The following is a 17,169-nucleotide window of genomic DNA, read 5'->3' on the forward strand; positions in this document are numbered from 1 at the left end:
CAGCGACTGATTCATGTCCAAGTTCTTTATCTTCCGTCCGATCTTCGCCGCGGTCATCTCCATCGTGATCGTGATCGCCGGCGTCGTTTCGTTCTTTGCCCTGCCCGTGGCAAAGTTCCCGCCGATTTCGCCGCCCACAGTGTCGGTCACCGCGATGTATCCCGGTGCCGATGCCAAGACAATTGCTGAAACGGTGGCCACGCCCATTGAACAACAGGTCAACGGTGTCGAAGGCATGTTGTACATGTCATCGGCCAGCGCGAATGACGGCAGCTACAGCTTGACGGTGACGTTCGAACTGGGCACCGACATGGACATCGCATCGGTGCTGGTTCAAAACCGGGTCGCCATCGCGGAGCCGCGTTTGCCGTTCGAAGTCCGCCAGCAGGGGATCACCACGCGAAAGCGTTCGACACAGATCTTGCAGTTCTTGTCGCTGACCAGCCCGGACGAATCTTACAACGCGTTGTTCCTTAGCAATTACGCGCTGTCGGTGCGTGACGAACTTAGCCGGATCAAGGGGGTCGGAGACGTCCAAGTGTTTGGCGTTGGCGATTACAGCATGCGTGTTTGGCTGGAGCCGGAAAAACTTCGGCAACGGGGACTGACGACCCAAGATGTGGTCGATGCGATCAGCGAGCAAAACATTCAGGTGGCCGCGGGACAAGTCGGGGCCGAACCGGCGCCACCGGGGACCGCCTATCAATTGACGGTCAACGCCCGCGGTCGATTGGTCCAACCGGAAGAGTTCGCCAACATCATCATTCGCGCCGAACAGGGCGGACGCGTTCTACGGGTCGGCGACATCGCGCGTGTGGAATTGGGTGGACAAAACTATGTCTATAACTCCCAGTACAACGGCGTGCCGTCGGCGTCGATCGGGATCTATCAATTGCCCGGTGCCAATGCGATCGAAACGGCCGCTCTGATCCGCGATCGGATGGACGAATTGGCCGCCAGCAATAACTGGCCCGATGGTGTGCAGTTCGACATCCCCTTTGATTCGACTCTGTTCGTTGAAGCATCCGTCGTGGAGGTTTACAAGACGCTGGTGTCGGCTGTCGTGCTGGTCGTCCTGGTGATCTTTATCTTTTTGCAAGATTGGCGAGCCACAATCGTTCCGGTGGTGGCCATCCCGGTTTCCCTGATCGGGACGTTCATGATCATGAATGTCGCCGGTTTTTCGATCAACATGCTGTCGTTGTTCGGGATCGTTCTGGCGATCGGGATCGTGGTCGATGACGCGATTGTGGTGGTTGAAAATACCACCCGACACTTGGAGGACGGTTTGTCGTCCAAGGATGCCGCCGTCAAAGCGATGGACGAAATCACCGGTCCGGTGATCGCGACCACGCTGGTGCTGTTGGCCGTCTTCGTTCCCTGTGCCTTCATGCCGGGAATCACCGGGGAACTGTTTCGCCAGTTCGCGTTGACGATTTCTGCGGCGGTGTTGATCAGTACGCTGAACGCATTGACGCTAAGCCCCGCCCTGTGTGGGATCCTGTTGCGACCACCGAAGGAAAGCACCTTTGTCGGATTCCGATGGTTCAACCGTGGCTTTGATTCGGCCACCAATGGATACACCGCCATCGTTCGCCGAATCGTCCGGTTCGTCTTCGGCGTGGGACTGGTTTACGCGGGGCTGTTGTTGCTGATCGGTTGGGGGTTTGGATCGTTGCCGACCGGATTCGTTCCGGAGGAAGATCAGGGCTATTTGATGGTCAACGTCCAGCTACCCGATGCCGCATCGCGGCAACGAACCGATCGTGTGATCGATCAACTGGACAAGATCTACAACAACACGCCGGGGGTCGCCAACACACTTTCGGTTTCCGGATATTCGTTGCTTAGCGGCTATGCCGACAGCAACGTCGCGTTCAGTGTCGTCGTGCTGAAGCCCTGGGAGGAACGCGAAACGCCCGAGGAACAATTGCCCGGTATTCTGAAACACTTAAGAGAGCAGTTTGCCCAGTTGCAGGATGCTGTCGTGTTTCCGTTCACCCCACCACCGATCGACGGTTTGGGCAATGCCGGCGGTTTCCAAATGGAACTGTTGGACCAAGGGGCCAGCGGGTACGAACAGCTGCAGAACGCGGCCACCGACGTGGTCGAAACGGCATCGGGCCAATCTCGCTTGGCCGCACTGAACAGTTCGTTTCGTGCCAACGTGCCCCAGTTGTTTGCCGACGTCGATCGCTTGAAGGCTAAAACGCAAGATGTCCCGCTGGGGACCGTGTTTGGAACGCTGCAAGCCTACCTTGGGTCGGCCTATGTCAACGATTTCACCTACAACAACCGGACCTACCAAGTTCGGTTGCAAGCCGATGCATCGGAGCGGGCCAACGCCAGCGATATCTTACGCTTGGACGTTCGGAACATTCATGGCGAGATGATCCCGATGTCATCGATCGTCAATGTTCGCGATGAATTCGGTCCGTCGGTGGTGAAACGATACAACTTGTATCCCAGTGCTTCGATCAACGGGTCACCTGCGCCGGGGACCAGTTCGGGAGAGGCTCTGAATTTGATGGAACAGATCACGCAGTCACGCTTGGCACCCGGCTTCGGGTTTGCTTGGACGGGGATGTCGTACCAAGAAAAATTGGCCGGCGGCGGGCAATTGGCAATCTTCGGGCTGGCCATCTTGGCCGTGTTCCTGGTTTTGGCCGCCCAGTACGAAAGTTGGACCAGCCCTGCGGCGGTGATTTTGGTGGTGCCTTTGGCCGTTTTGGGGGTGATCTTGGCGCTGGTCGTCCGCGGGGCCGACAACAACGTGTACACCCAGATCGGAATCGTCCTGTTGGTCGCTCTGGCCAGTAAGAATGCGATTCTGATTGTCGAATTCGCCAGCCAGCAGCGACGCGAAGGCATGGACATTGGACAGGCCGCCGTCAGTGCAGCGTCGCTGCGTTTTCGCGCGATCTTGATGACCGCATTTTCGTCCATCTTGGGCTTTTTGCCGTTGATCGTTTCCAGTGGTGCGGGGGCCGCCAGCCGCCGTGCGGTCGGCAACGCCGTGGTCGGCGGAATGATTGCCGCCACGTTTTTCTCGTTGCTGTTGGTGCCGACGTTCTTCTTTGTGATGCAGACGGTCGCCGAATGGGGCAGCCGCCGCGGTTCGTCCGGCGACGATCCGCCGCAGCCGGGGGCGACGGAATCCGCGTGACTTTGCTCGCGTCAGACGTTTAAAACGAATGCTGGGAAAAATTTTTCGGCGTCGCGGCGGACGCCCGACCGATTGAAGCATTGATATATCGTAAGGTGGCGAGGTGTTGTGCCGCGTCGAACCTGTCGATGAAGTGATGCACGACGATGGTCAGAAATATCGTCGACTATCGAGATAACGATTGGACGTGTGAAGGAGAATCCCTGATGCAAACGATTTCCGTGGACCGGATGGCCCAGTTGTCGAACGAATCCGATGTCGAACTGATCGACGTCCGTACGCCCGTGGAGTTTCGTGAGGTTCACGCCCAGGGTGCCAAAAACGTGCCGTTGGAATCACTGGATGCGGCCGCATTCTTGCGGTCACGCAACGGGTCGGCCGGGCAACCGTTGTATGTGATCTGTCGCAGCGGAAATCGGGCCGCCCAGGCGTGTAAGAAGTTTGCCGATGCCGGCTTGGAAGACGTCGTTAACGTCGAAGGCGGCACGTCGGCGTGGGACGCCGCAGGCTTGCCGGTGGTGCGTGGAAAGAAAGCAATTTCGCTGGAACGCCAGGTCCGCATTGTCGCCGGGTTCCTGGCACTGCTTGGTGCCGTGCTGGGGTACTTTGTCCATCCCGCCTTCATTGGCCTGTCAGGTTTCATTGGCGCCGGATTGATGTTCGCCGGTATCACGGACACCTGTGGCATGGGGATGGTCTTGGCCCGAATGCCATGGAATCAAGTCGGTGACAGTTGCAGCAGCGGCAAGTGTTCGGCGTGACATGATTGGGGATGATTGGCCCCGGCATCGATCCGTGACGGTTTCGACCGCCTGAAACTCGTTCTCTGACCTATTAGGAATCACCACGATGCGCCCGATGAATTTCCCGACCACCGCCGGTCGACTAGTTTTGGGGCTGTTGGTCATGGCATTGTTTTGCGTGGATGTTGCCGCGCAAACCGGTCGCGGCCCAGGATTCGGACGCGGCGGTGGCCGTGGACCAGGATTCGGGATGGGACGTGGATTTCGCGGGGGCGCGGGCGGTGGTGAACAAGCCGGCGGACCCCACGCCCATGACGATCGTCACGATGCCGATCACGAAGTGTTTCAGTTCTTGCTGAGTCACCACGACAAGATTCGTCGCACGGTGACCGAAACCGATGACGGCGTGATCACGGTCACCGAATCGGACGATCCCGACATCGCGGCAAAGATTCAGGAGCACGTTCATTGGATGAAGATTCGCGTCGATGAGATTCAACCCATTCGGATGCGAGATCCTTTGTTTGCGGAACTGTTTCGGCACGCCGACAAAATCAAAATGCAGCACGAAGATACCGAAAAAGGTGTCCGTGTGATCGAAACTTCGGACGATCCGGCCGTCGCGTCTTTGATCAAAGCGCACGCTGAAGTGGTTTCGGGCTTTGTCGCAAACGGGTTTGCCGAAGCGATGAAGAACCATGCGGTCCCCGCCGACGTGGAAGCGCCGAAAGCGACGCAGCAGCCGACGTCCGATTCATCCGTCGGCACGCCGCTGGGCCAGCCACGGATTCCAGCCGGAAAACCAGTGTTCCACTTGCCTGATGCGACGCAGCAGCCTCGCAGCGATAGCAAGCTGTTGATCGACGTGACGCAAAGTAGCCCCGCTGACCAGACCCACGATGCATTGGAGACGATTGCCAAGTACGTCAACTTGTACCATGCCGGTGGCAAAGATCAGCAGAGCCCCGAAATCGCGGTCGTGCTGCACGGCGGCGCCACCTTCATCGCACTGAACGATGATGCGTATGCGTCGCGTTTCGGCACCAAGGGCAATCCGAATGCGTTGCGTTTGCGACAGTTGCACCAAGCCGGCGTGGAGTTCTATGTGTGTGGTCAATCACTGTTGCATGGCAACGCACGTCCCGACGATCTGGTCGTCTTCGCGCAGACTGCGGTTTCTGCGTTGACCAGCCTCGTCAATCTGCAAAGCGATGGCTTTGTTTGCATTGATTTGAAATAGCACGCCGTCAACGTCGCGATATCGATTCCTCTGCTAGGGCCTTTCGTCCGGCGGCGCGTGTTCGTCGCACTTCTTGCAATCCAGCAGATAGCCCAACATCGCGTCGCGGCCACGACGTGATGTGACCCACGTCCGGATCATCCATGGCGGATCGTGGCGGACGTGTTGATTGTGCCCACACGCCAATTGAGCCACCCAGTGGCCTTCTTCGTCGCGGTGGTATCCACAAATGGGATGCTTCATGGAACGGCGGTCCGGGGTCGGTTGTTGCAGCACCGCCGACTAATCACTGTTCGAACGGGCTTGTTGAGGTCGGTGAATAAAGTATACCTTGACGTAAAGATTTGGCAGGGTAGTTTTTGGGTGAAGCCCGGTGATGGCGATCGGAAGCCCTGGTTTCCAATCGTCGCGTCGTGGTCCCACCTATCCCGCCTTTGAAATCCAACCCAACGCACGCCGTAATGCTAAGCGAACAAACTGTCGCGATTGTCAAGGAAATCACTCCGCTGGTTGCCGCCAACGCGGAAACCATCACGCGTCGTTTTTACGAGCGGATGTTCGAAGCGAATCCGGAAGTCCGGGCATTCTTCAACCAAGCTCACCAACACACCGGGGGCCAGCAAAAGGCGCTGGCCGGCGCGATATGTGCCTATTTCACACACATCGATAATCCGGGCGTGCTGATGCCGGCGGTCGAATTGATCGCGCAAAAGCACTGCTCGCTGAACATCAAAGCGGAACACTATCCGATCGTTGGCGAAAACTTGTTGGCCGCGATCAAGGATGTCATGGGCGATGCCGCCACGCCGGAGATCGTCAATGCAGTGGCCGAGGCCTATCAGTTCTTGGCCGGCATCCTGATCTCACGCGAAGCGGACATTTACCAGCATCAGCAATCCCAACCCGGTGGTTGGACAGGAAAGCGGTCCTTTGTCGTCCAAAGAAAAGTCTGCGAGAGTTCGGAGGTGACATCGTTCTACCTTCGGCCGGCTGATGACGAACCGCTGCCCACGTTTCAGGCCGGTCAGTACATCACGGTCCACATTGATCATCCCGAAACGCCGACGTCGCCAAGGAATTACAGTCTTTCGGATTGCCCGGACCAACCGCATTACCGCATCAGTGTCAAACGCGAAAAGGGGCCACAGGAAAGTGCACCCGGTGGCCTGATATCGAATCATTTGCACGATTCAATCGACGCAGGTCAAACCGTGGATTTGGGGCCACCGTGTGGCGAGTTCACATTGGATCTTGTTCGATCGGCCGAACGTCCGGTGGTTCTTTTGGCCGGTGGGATCGGGGTGACGCCTTTGTTATCGATGGCGAAAACGCTGGTCAATCGGGCCATCGATACACCGATCTGCTTTGTCCAAGCGGCACGCAACAGCGACGTGCATGCGTTTGCGAATGAGATCGAAGAACTAGCGGGCCGGCACGACGACTTCACCTACAAGGTCTTGTACGACACGCCGCCGGATGCCGGCCAGGGTCGAAGGTGTGATCATGTGGGATTCCTTTCCGCGGACCTCATTGGTCAGTGGACGCCCTATGGGGACGCGGATTTTTATTTCTGTGGTCCCAAGCCGTTCATGGCATCCGTTGAGAACGCCCTGGAACAGTTGGGGGTCGATCCATCGTGCATGCGATATGAGTTTTTTGGCCCTAAACAGGAACTGAGCCAGGTGACATGAATGATGCGATGGTCGTGGGGGCACCACCACTGCCGACCTCCGCTGTGGCGGTCGTCAGTTTGAAGCCCAAGGAACACGGTGCTTATGCCATCGTGATGATTCCATTGTTTTCGGCGTTGTTGTCGGTCGGCCCCAGTTGGGTCGGCGCTGCGATCGTGGTTGCATCGCTGGCCGGATTCTTTGCACACGAACCGATACTGGTCGCGATGGGGCATCGTGGCGGACGTGCCCAACGCGGCGCCCCTGGGGCAAGGGCGCTGGCGTCGGGTTTGTTGGGGCTGGCCGTTGCGGTCGGTGCGTTCGCGTTGTGGTCTGCGGATCCGCCGACGCGGATCGCGCTGATCGCGTGTCTTGCACTTTCGACCATTTGCTTTGCGATTGCGATTGTTCGCCTGCACCGAACCTTGGGCGGTCAATTGTTGGGCGTTGCGGGCCTGTCATTGCCATGCATGCCGATTTTGTTGGACGGTGGCCTGGATCGTTCGAACAGTCTGTTGGTGTGGTTGGTTTGGCTGTTGGGTTTTGCATCGACCACGTTGGCGGTTCGCGGCGTGATCGCGATGCAAAAACGTCAAACCGCCGTCACGAGTTGGATTGGTTTGGGAATCACCACAGCAGCGACGGTCGGACTTGTGGTCAACCAAGTTTGGTTGCCTTTGGCAGCGGTTCCCATGATCGTCGGCGGATGGGGGTTGATGTTTTGGCCGCCGCCGGCCAAGCATCTGCGCCGCGTGGGTTGGACGTTGGTGGCGGCCACAATGTTGACGGCACTTGGAATCATCAGTGCCGTCGTTCTTGGTCTTCCGGGCCCCGTCGCGTGAGAAAGTCAAAGTCCGGCATCGAGCAAGGACGATCCGTGACCGTGGGGTGATTCAGTGGTAAATGTGATTGGAGGGATAAGGTAAGCGATGAGTGATTTGCATACAGCATTTTCTGATTTGGCGAATGAGATCCAAATCCAAGACGATGGCACGATCAGCAAGACGTTGTGCCAGGATTCGCATCTGAAGGTTGTCCTGTTCGGCTTCGATACGGGACAGGAATTGTCGGAACACACCGCATCGGTTCCCGCCATCATGCATTTCATCGATGGGGAAGCGGAAGTCACCGTTGGCGATGAACGATCGGTGGCGTCGGCGAACAGTTTCTACCGAATGGATGCAAACGTGCCACACAGCATCACGGCAACGAAACCGACCAAGATGCTGTTGTTGCTGCTGAAAGCCGCCAAACCGACAGATTGATCGGCGGTCGACCGTTTGCCCGCGGGATCACCGGTCGGCACCTGATCCGAATCACAAGATGGGGCTGAATAAACGGGCGATGGCGGTACCCAGACGCGACGTCCAAGGGCGCGTGATTTGCGCGCGATCTTCCGGACCGTGGCATTGTTTCAGATCGTTGACCAACATCCGGTGCACGTCTCGGACAAAGTCGGCTTGTTCAATCGCAACCATCAGTTCGAAGTTCAGGTGCAGCGATCGATTGTCCAGGTTGGTCGATCCGATCAAAACCAAGTCGTCGTCGATCAAGACGCATTTTTGATGCAGCAATCCGTCCTTGTATCGATAGACCGGAATCTTCATCTCGGCCAATTCGTGTTCGTAATAGAAACCGGCCAGATACACCGCCCAGTGATCGGCAACCGCGGGAATCAGAATCTTGACGTCGACGCCGCGAGCCTTGGCGGACGCAAGGGCAACCATCACGGCTTCATCGGGAACCAGGTACGGTGTGCTGATCCATAATCGTGACTTGGCGATTGACGCGGCCGCAGCGAACATCATCGACGCACGCGGTAGGTGATCAGCGGGGCCGGTTGCACATACCGCGGCCAGACCACGTTTGCCCTGCTGGCCATTGTCCCTGCGATTCGGTGGGGCATCGTCGTTGGATGTGGGCCCCCAGTTGGCTTCCGCCAAATCAAGTCCTGCCGCCCAGTAGTAGTCGCCCGCAAACACGGCCTGGACTTTCCTGGCCAGTGGTCCGACAACGGCGACGGCGGTGTCCCGCCAGCCATCGATCCAATTGGCCACCCCACGGTATTCATCGCCGATGTTCAGGCCGCCGATAATCGCCGATGTTCCGTCCACGACGACCAATTTTCGATGATTGCGAAAGTTGATTTGAAATCGGTTCGCGGGCCCCTGACGTGTGTTGAACGATCGAACGTCAACCCCGCCGTCTTTCAATCGATTCAGGTAACGTCGACGCAGTCCCGCACACCCGACTTCGTCGTACAGCAACCGAACCTTGCGTCCCGCTTTGGCTTGCCGAATCAAGGCTTCGGCAAAGCGTCCCCCGCATTCGTCGTCGCGGATGATATAGAAGCAGCAATAGACGTAATCGGTGGCGGAATCAATCTGCTGTTCGACCGCGTCGAAGAAAGCATCACCGTCGATCAATAGTTCGAAGCGATTGTCGGCACTGATCGGCGTGTCCAGCACATCGGCGACATGGTCCAGCGGTGTTTGCAGCGCCGTGCTTCGTGTGTTTGATTCGGTCGCCAGTTCGTGTCGAACGGCATCGACGGATTCACGATGACGTTGGCCGACGCGACGAATGGCTTCTCGATAACCTGAAAATCGATTGCGAGCGAATACCCAGTACAGCGGGATCGTCAGCACCGGCACAGTCAACAGGCCGACAACCCAGGCCACCGTGGCTTGCGACGTCCGAACGTACCGCAGCGCATGGCAGGCTGTTGCGATCCCCACCGCTTCGATCACCAGCAACAGAACCGGTGCGGCAACCAACCACCACTGCGGCCCTTCGGTTGTGATCCAGTTGTTCGGAAATAGACCGCCGCCATCGGCCAATATCATCGGCACTAACCCCGCATCGAACGGAACGTCGCCAACGCCCACTGGGGCGATGACTTGGATGCGTCAACGATACTGGCTCGGGTCGTTCAGCGGCAACATGACGCCGATGTGGACCGGCGTGGCAACTTCGCGTTCCATTGTTTCGGGCGACGAGGCTTGGATGCCGGAATCAGCCGTTTTCCAACACCCACTGGGTTGCTTCGCGAGTCAATGATGCCATGTCTCGCAAGTCGACTTTTTCTTTGATGCGTGCCCGATAGGTTTCCACCGTCTTGGGACTCAGGTTCATCGTCTTGGCGATGTCCTTGGTCGTCAAACCTTGGCCGATCAATCGGAATGTTTCCAATTCGCGATCCGAAAGGTTTTCCACCGGCGACTGTGCCACGGCGTCTTTGCCCATCACGGCACGCTGCAACATTTTGGCCGACAGTTCACGACTGATGTACAGTTCACCGCTGATCACGGTTCGAATCGCTTCGATGATCTTGTCGGTGACCTGTTGCTTGTTGATATAGCCCTTGGCACCGGCGCGTAGGGCGCGTTCGGCGTACAGCGATTCGTCGAACATCGACCAAACCAGCGTTTTCAGTTCCGGTGTCTTGGTTTTTAGGATCTTGATCAGGTCGATGCCGCTGCCTGATTTCAGCGAGATATCGACGACCGCCAAATCCGGATGCGTTCGGTCGATCACTTCCAATGCCTCATCCTGGTCGGCGGCTTCGCCACAGACGGCCAAGTCGGGTTCCACGTCGACACGGGTGATCAATCCGTCACGTGTGCTGGGGTGGTCATCAACGATAACGATGCGGTGCAACATAAGATCACTCGGTTGGTAAATCGGAAAGAAGTGCGATGAATTCCTCGTCGTCCTGTGCGACGGCGTCGCCGGGGAAGATACAGGCGACTTCCGTGCCGCCGTCGGGGCGTGGTCCGATCTGGATTTGGCCGCCGATTTGTCCGGCGCGGTAGTCCATGGTCCGCAGCCCCATGCCGCGATCCGCGTTGGGTTTCTTTGAAATTCCGACGCCATCGTCTTGGATTCGCAGTGACCATTGGTCGTCACGGAAGCCTAGTCGAACGCGTATGTTGGCCGCTTCGCCGTGGCGGACGGCATTGGTCACCGCTTCCTGAGCGATGCGGTACAGTTGGGTGGCCGTTTGATTCTCGCGAAACGGAACGGGACGATCGCATTCGAACCGGCAATTCACACCGTGAAGTTCACGGATGCGATCGCACATTTCGGTCAACGCCGACGTCAATCCGTGACGGTCAACGTCCACCGGATTCATGCCTCGCGCCAGAGTACGGACTTGCCGCAGTGTGCGATGGACCGATTCCCGCAACTTGCCAGCGATCCGCCGCAGTGACGCCAAGTCAACCGACGTCACGTCCCGGTCGATCGATGCACCCAGTGCGTCGGCCAGCATGCCCATGCCGGTCAGTTCTTGTCCCACGCCGTCGTGCAGGTCGTTTCCGATCCGCCAACTTTGTGCGGCTGCGATTTCCAAGACTTCTTTTTCCAACGCCCGCCGCTGGGTCAGGTCCGTCAGTGCACCCAGCAGCCGAGCCGGCTGGCCCTCGGCATCACGGCTCAGCAGCGTGCGCTCTTTCACCACGGCATAGGTACCGTCACGACGCATCAAGCGGTATTCGATCAGCCCCTTCGAATCGTCCGCGCGTCCTTCGACGGCACGTGACGGTGATGAAATCACACGCCGTAAATCATCGGGATGAATGTGTTGGTGCCACCACGTATCGACATCGACATCGCCGGATGGGCCGCCAAACTGTTCGTCAAAGACTTCATTCCACCACATGCGTTGTCGTAGCAGATCGATGTCCCAGATCGCATCATTCGTGGCTCGCAACGCCAACCGCAAACGCTCTTCGCTTTTGGCCAGACGTCTGGCCGCCTGGGATCGTTGGATCACCACGCCCGCCAGTTGGGCAAAGTGTGAAAGCAACGAAAGCTCGGTTTCGGTCGGCCGAGCCGCGTGGGTGGAAAACATCGACAGCACACCCAACACGTCACGCTGGGTCGACAGAATGGGTTCGGCCCAACAAGAGCGAATTCCAGCCGCTTTGGCCAGCGGATGAATCAATTCGCTGCGTTCATGCAGATGGATATCGGGGATGATTTGCCGTTGACGCTGCGACGCGGCAAACGTACAGCAGCAGACGCCCGGTTCGATCGGCACCCGTTCCATGCGGCAACGCAGTTCCGGCGACAAGCGTGGCGCGCAAGCGCACCGTAGGGATTGACCGTCGTCGTCGATCAAGAAGATCGCCGCACTCATTCGCGCACACGACGATTCCGCTTGCGTCACGATCAAACGCAGCAGTTCGTCGAACGGGGTGCCATCGCTTAGGGCGTCCAACAGCAGACGTTCTCGCTTTAGATCCGTCAGCGATTGTTGCCGTTCGGTCACATCGCGTTCGATGCTGACGTAATGGGTCAGTTCACCGCGATCATTGTGGATCGGTGAAAGTGAAATTTCGTTCCAAAACATCGACCCGTCTTTGCGATAGTTGCGCAACGTCACGGTGCACGCACTGCCTTGACGCAAGGCTTGACGCATGACGTGGATTTCAAACTGATCGCGATCATCGGCTTGCAGGAATCGGCAATTGCGGCCGACGATTTCTTCGCTGCGATATCCCGTCATCTTCTCGAAACTGGAATTGCAATAGACGACGGGAAAATCCGGGGCTCTGGCATCGGCGATCAGCACGCCCACTTGGGTCGCCTGCATGGCCAAGTTCTGGATTCGCATCAGCAAGGCGATGTCGTCATTGGTGCCGCTGGCGGCATCTTGCTTGCCATTGCGAAACGTTCGCCACCGCGTCAGCTCGTGTTCCATTTCGCCGAAGAAACCACCCATGGCATCGCCGGGGGCCGTGACGCCTTGGTGCCACTCGTTCTTCAGCCGAACCGCATCGCCGGGACGCCACCGATCCATCCATTTTGCCAAAGCGGGTTGGGCAGAAAGCAGCGCGGTGATTTCTGGTTCCAGTTTCAATTCACGATGCGATTCGGTCCAATCGTGGGCTCGCCGAACAAATGCCAGGAACAGTTCCAAACGCTGGGACCAAACCGGCGCCAATGCACTGCGGATCGCCGCCGAGCAAAGATCGGCTTCGCCAATGCGCAGAAACGTCGCCACACTGCAGACGAACAGCGAATGTTCCAGCGCGGGGTGATCGCTGGGCCATTGTTCCAGTGGCGGATCGACGTCGTTCAGCCGGTCCATCTGGCTGAGAAGTTCCTGGCGACTCGGGGCGGGCGCGTCCAGCAGTGCGGCGATGTCGGTCGCGCTGTGGGCACCGGGGCCTTCGTTGGGGCCGACGGTCGCCGGATTCGGTGTCAGCAACATTGCGACGTGCCTGCCCAGGCAGTACGGGTTGTTGCAAAACCGCGAAAGATAGACGAACAGCCGTTCCTTGAATCGAAACGGCAGCGGATTATCCAAGTAGGCGACTTGAGCCTGACGCCATAGGTCCCAAGCCAACTCGGGCGTGGGGAATGACAACTCAAAGAAACTTGGAATCGTCCCAAATCGATCAAAGATTTCCTGACGAATCGAATCGGCCTGAATCGCTACACCGTTCATGATCCATTTAACATACGACAAAGCGGTGGTCCTTCCATCACCGAAACCGACCATGGGGCAACGCGTCTTATCGACGCAGTGTCGAGTTGTGGTCCCACGGTTCGTATGTGTCGTGTGATGACGCGATCCGCCGTTGATCGGCCGGATGGCTCGTCCATCGCACCGCCCCACCCCCAAATTCCCGCCTTGGTATACGGATTTTTCGTCGTGAGTTTTCTTCGAATCAGTGGCCTGTTTTGTGCCACATCACAGGTGCGACCCGTCGTCGCACTCCTTTGTGTCGGCCTGTTTTTCTTGGTGCACCATCCTTGGTCCGCGGCGCAGCCGACGCGAGTTTCCAATCCCGTGGACCGAGCGGCCGAACCGGACCAGTTTGATCTGATGACCCGGTGGGGGCGGAATGTCACCGCGGACAACGCGTGGCGTGAATACCCGCGGCCGGGAATGAAGCGGGACCGTTGGCAATCGCTGAACGGTTTGTGGGATTTTCACCTTAGCGGCGATTCACAGCGTTGGACCGGGGGCCGAATTGAAAACGCCAGGCAAGATCCGCTGGCTGATGGACTTCCCGATCTGCCCAGTGCGTTTGATAAAAAGATCTTGGTTCCTTTCAGCCCTGAAACTCAGCTGTCGGGAATCAATCGCAGCGTGCGTCCGCAACAGGTGATGTTCTATCGTCGGTCCATTCGCATTCCCGACGATTGGCGAAACGATCGAATCCTGGTCCACTTCGAAGCGGTCGACTGGCACGCAATCGTGCTGTGCAACGGGACCAAAGTTGCCGATCACCGTGGCGGCTACGTTCCGTTTTCCTGTGACATCACCGATGCATTGGATGACAGGGACCAACAGCAGATCGTCGTCATCGCGTGGGACCCGACCAACATGGGTGACCAGACGATCGGCAAGCAAGCCCTGCCGGAATCCAGAAAAGGCTTTCGGTACAACCCCAACAGCGGCATCTGGCAAAGTGTTTGGATGGAACCGGTGCCCAAGGCGGCTTCCATCGCTCAATTGAAAATCACGCCGGTCGCACATCAGAAAGCCATTGATGTCCGCGTGGATACGGATCACGCCGCTAACGACATGACGGTTCGTCTGAATGCCGGTGATGCAGCGCATGTGGTCGACGGACGACCGGGACAGACGATTCGAATCGATTTGGATGACCAGTTTCAGTGGTGGTCACCGGATGATCCGAATCTGCATGACCTGTCGATCCAATTGCGACGCGACGATCGGGTGATCGATACCGTCGAAAGCTATTTCGCGTTGCGAACGGTCGATACCCAAGTCGACGGCGATGGGAACCAACGTATTCATCTCAATGGCCAGCCGATCTTTCAGTTCGGTCCGCTTGACCAAGGCTATTGGCCCGAAAGCGCGATGACGCCACCATCAGAGGACGCGGTGCGTTATGACCTGCAATATCTGAAAGACATCGGATGCAACATGGTCCGAGTGCACATCAAGGTGCATCCGCGTGCTTGGTACTACGAAGCCGATCGCAAAGGCCTGTTGGTCTGGCAGGACTTCGTTTGCACACGCAAGTTTGATTCCAAGATCACAGCCGAAAGCGGACAACAGTGGGAACAAGAACAGGTGGAAATGGTCCGCCATCTGTACAACCACCCGTCGATCATTCAGTGGGTGGTGTTCAACGAAGGCTGGGGCCAATATGACACCGAAAGGCTGACACGGTGGGCCGAGGACCTGGATCCCAGTCGTTTGGTGACCTGTGCCAGTGGCTGGACCGATCATCCGGTCGGTGATCTTTATGACAACCACGACTATTCCTTCAACATCTCGCCGGCCCATGGATGGAATTTCGACGACCGCGCGACTTTGTGTGGTGAATGTGGCGGTTTCAACGTGTTGGTCGATGACCACCGCTGGCATGCCGATCAAACGCTTCGCCCCGTCGTGAATCCGGCTGGCGAAAAGGGACGCGAAGGTTACGCCAATCCAGAATCCTGGAAACAACGCTATCAGACTTGGTTGACCAATTTGCGTTTGATGAAGCCGCACGGATTGAACGCAGCGGTCTATACCCAAATCTCCGACGTCGAACATGAGTGCAATGGATGGCTGACCTATGACCGAGAAATCAGCAAGATCGCGGCTGATGATTTACGACGCATGCATCGGCAACTGTACCAACCGATCCACAGTGATTCTTTGATCGACCTGTCATCCAAGACGTGGACGGATTGGTCGGGCAAGCTGACGCCTGGTTGGCGGACAGCCGACGTGGACGTGACGCAGGGGAAATCGGTTTCTATGCGCCGCGCCGAAAGCCTCAAGCCACAACGTACCGCCGATGATGGCCCGGTGCGAATTCGCGGAGAGTTTGATTTGTCGACGCAACCCGAACGGCTGGCCATCCACACTGTGGGAACCGGTCGTTGGGAACTATCGATCAACGGCAAAACAATGATGAACATCACCAACAGCGACCGCGCCCGTTATGTCCCCTACAGCACGGTGTTGTTGCCGCCGGAGGCACTCGATGCACTGATCGACGGCACGAACGTCATCGCGTTGAAGGTGTCCCGGTTCAAAGAAGACGAAGGCAACTTGGTCGACTTTGCCCTGTTGTCGGTGTCCCGCGAAGAGCCCTCGGTGAACGACCCCAAGTAGACGTGTCGCACCTGACAGGGATGTCGAAAAGGGACCGAATCGTGCGTCGCCTAGCGTGGCGGAGAACCGCCAGCATTTCGCTGCGGTTTTTCCGCCACCGTGTCGATGCGGACTGCTTTTTTGCCTTTGAAAGCCCCGGCACGCACGTTGAACTTGTGCACGTCCTGGATGGACAGTTCCAGGGAATCCGTGACTTCCTTTTCGGTGGCAATCACATCACCCACGTTCAACGCCAGCAAATCACTGGTGTTGATCTTGGATCGTGCCAGCGTGACGACCACGTTGACGGGCGCTTCATCCAGGTTGTATTCGATTTGGCGTCGCGATTCTTCGGTCGGAGCTTCGCGTCCGTAGCCGACCCAACCGTTGCGTGACAGTTGCGAGTTGTATTTTTCGACGGTGTTGAAAGGAATACAAAGATTCAACATCCCGCGATTTTTGCCGATCACGATCTCAAAGCTAACCAGGATTACGACTTCATTGGGCGGAACGATCTGGACCAGTTGTGGGTTGCTTTCGGTGCTTTCGACCGACAGGTCCAATTCGATGATGTTTTGCCAAGCATCTTTCAAGTGACTTAAGAACAACTTGACGACGCGATTCATCAAGCGTGTTTCGATCTCGGTCAACGGTCGCCGAATGACGTCGCCGGGGACCGGGTCGCCGCCCAGCATTCGGTCGATGATCGTGTACGACAGTGCCGGATTGATGTCCAGAATCCAGTGGCCGTCCAGCGGTTCGGTGCTGATGACGTTGAAGCAACTGGGGTTGTCCAGGCTGAAGACGAACTCGCTGTAGGTCAGTTGATCGACGCTAAGCAGTTTGACTTCGATCATCGTCCGCAGCATGCCGCTGACCGACGCGCCGAAGTTCCGCGCGATGACTTCATGCAGCGATTGCATCGCCCGCATCTGTTCTTTGCCGACCCGTTCGGGACGTTTGAAGTCATACGCCATGACTCTGGCATCACCGACGCCGTGGTGATACGGAGCGCCGCTGGGTTGCCGGGCCGACGCGGTACGAACCCCGGCGGATACCGGTTCGGGCGGACCTTCGTCGGTGAACTTGGGGGCTTCGGGTGGACCGTCGTCGTCACCCATGCCCTCCATGGCGCGGAGCAGACTTTCGACCTGATTCTGGCTAAGTGATTCGTCCGACATGGCAGCGAAATACCGTCCTGGTTTGCGGGACCGCGGATTCGACAGGCGTGTCCACAGCACCCGCAAAGAATACGCGATGTCGGTCCGGCGATG

General features: G+C 57.6%; 12 protein-coding genes. 7 read left to right on the top strand and 5 right to left on the bottom strand.

The window, feature by feature from the left end; all coding sequences use genetic code 11:
• Positions 1 to 13: 13 nt before the first annotated feature.
• The 3 genes from Mal65_RS04850 (at position 14) to Mal65_RS04860 (ending at position 5,149) form a co-directional block, all read left to right on the top strand.
• On the top strand, positions 14 to 3,166 hold the full coding sequence (locus tag Mal65_RS04850; protein WP_145294251.1) for an efflux RND transporter permease subunit: 3,153 nt from the start codon (positions 14 to 16) through the stop codon (positions 3,164 to 3,166).
• Positions 3,167 to 3,372: 206 nt separating this feature from the next.
• The gene (locus Mal65_RS04855) at positions 3,373 to 3,927 is read left to right on the top strand and encodes a rhodanese-like domain-containing protein (protein ID WP_145294254.1); all 555 of its coding nucleotides are present in this window, start codon (positions 3,373 to 3,375) and stop codon (positions 3,925 to 3,927) included.
• Positions 3,928 to 4,024: 97 nt separating this feature from the next.
• Complete coding sequence (locus Mal65_RS04860) at positions 4,025 to 5,149, top strand: DsrE family protein (protein ID WP_196784578.1); 1,125 nt, start codon at positions 4,025 to 4,027, stop codon at positions 5,147 to 5,149.
• A gap of 33 nt (positions 5,150 to 5,182) precedes the next feature.
• On the opposite strand, the gene Mal65_RS04865 is transcribed toward Mal65_RS04860, so the two are convergent.
• On the bottom strand, positions 5,183 to 5,392 hold the full coding sequence (locus Mal65_RS04865) for a DUF3565 domain-containing protein (RefSeq protein ID WP_145294260.1): 210 nt from the start codon (positions 5,390 to 5,392) through the stop codon (positions 5,183 to 5,185).
• Between the two features lie 218 nt (positions 5,393 to 5,610).
• Between Mal65_RS04865 and hmpA the strand changes: the two genes are divergently transcribed.
• The 3 genes from hmpA (at position 5,611) to Mal65_RS04880 (ending at position 8,084) form a co-directional block, all read left to right on the top strand.
• On the top strand, positions 5,611 to 6,840 hold the full coding sequence (hmpA, locus tag Mal65_RS04870; RefSeq protein WP_145294263.1) for an NO-inducible flavohemoprotein: 1,230 nt from the start codon (positions 5,611 to 5,613) through the stop codon (positions 6,838 to 6,840).
• Complete coding sequence (locus Mal65_RS04875; RefSeq protein ID WP_145294266.1) at positions 6,837 to 7,661, top strand: YwiC-like family protein; 825 nt, start codon at positions 6,837 to 6,839, stop codon at positions 7,659 to 7,661. Before hmpA ends, Mal65_RS04875 begins: the two co-directional genes overlap by 4 nt.
• A gap of 87 nt (positions 7,662 to 7,748) precedes the next feature.
• Complete coding sequence (locus tag Mal65_RS04880; protein WP_145294269.1) at positions 7,749 to 8,084, top strand: cupin domain-containing protein; 336 nt, start codon at positions 7,749 to 7,751, stop codon at positions 8,082 to 8,084.
• 51 nt (positions 8,085 to 8,135) lie between these two features.
• Here Mal65_RS04880 and cls read toward each other — a convergent pair whose 3' ends face one another.
• The 3 genes from cls to Mal65_RS04895 all read right to left on the bottom strand — a co-directional run bounded on the left by cls (position 8,136) and on the right by Mal65_RS04895 (position 13,297).
• Positions 8,136 to 9,665 (bottom strand): cardiolipin synthase, encoded by a 1,530-nt coding sequence (cls, locus tag Mal65_RS04885; RefSeq protein WP_231131366.1) that lies wholly within the window; start codon positions 9,663 to 9,665, stop codon positions 8,136 to 8,138.
• 169 nt (positions 9,666 to 9,834) lie between these two features.
• Positions 9,835 to 10,482: a response regulator transcription factor gene (locus Mal65_RS04890; RefSeq protein WP_145294271.1), complete on the bottom strand. Its 648-nt coding sequence runs from the start codon at positions 10,480 to 10,482 to the stop codon at positions 9,835 to 9,837.
• 4 nt (positions 10,483 to 10,486) lie between these two features.
• A complete protein-coding gene (locus tag Mal65_RS04895) occupies positions 10,487 to 13,297 on the bottom strand; it encodes a PAS domain S-box protein (RefSeq protein ID WP_165701071.1) in 2,811 nt (936 codons plus the stop codon).
• Positions 13,298 to 13,483: 186 nt separating this feature from the next.
• Between Mal65_RS04895 and Mal65_RS04900 the strand changes: the two genes are divergently transcribed.
• Entirely contained in the window at positions 13,484 to 15,916 is a 2,433-nt protein-coding gene (locus tag Mal65_RS04900) for a glycoside hydrolase family 2 protein (RefSeq protein ID WP_165701072.1), read from the top strand.
• Positions 15,917 to 15,966: 50 nt separating this feature from the next.
• Here the strand turns inward: Mal65_RS04900 and fliM are convergent, their stop codons facing one another.
• Positions 15,967 to 17,076 carry a flagellar motor switch protein FliM gene (gene fliM, locus Mal65_RS04905; protein WP_145294279.1) on the bottom strand — a complete coding sequence of 370 codons (1,110 nt, stop codon included), beginning with the start codon at positions 17,074 to 17,076 and terminating at the stop codon, positions 15,967 to 15,969.
• Between the last annotated feature and the right edge of the window lie 93 nt (positions 17,077 to 17,169).

Source organism: Crateriforma conspicua (assembly GCF_007752935.1).
Classification (GTDB): Bacteria; Planctomycetota; Planctomycetia; order Pirellulales; family Pirellulaceae; genus Crateriforma; species Crateriforma conspicua.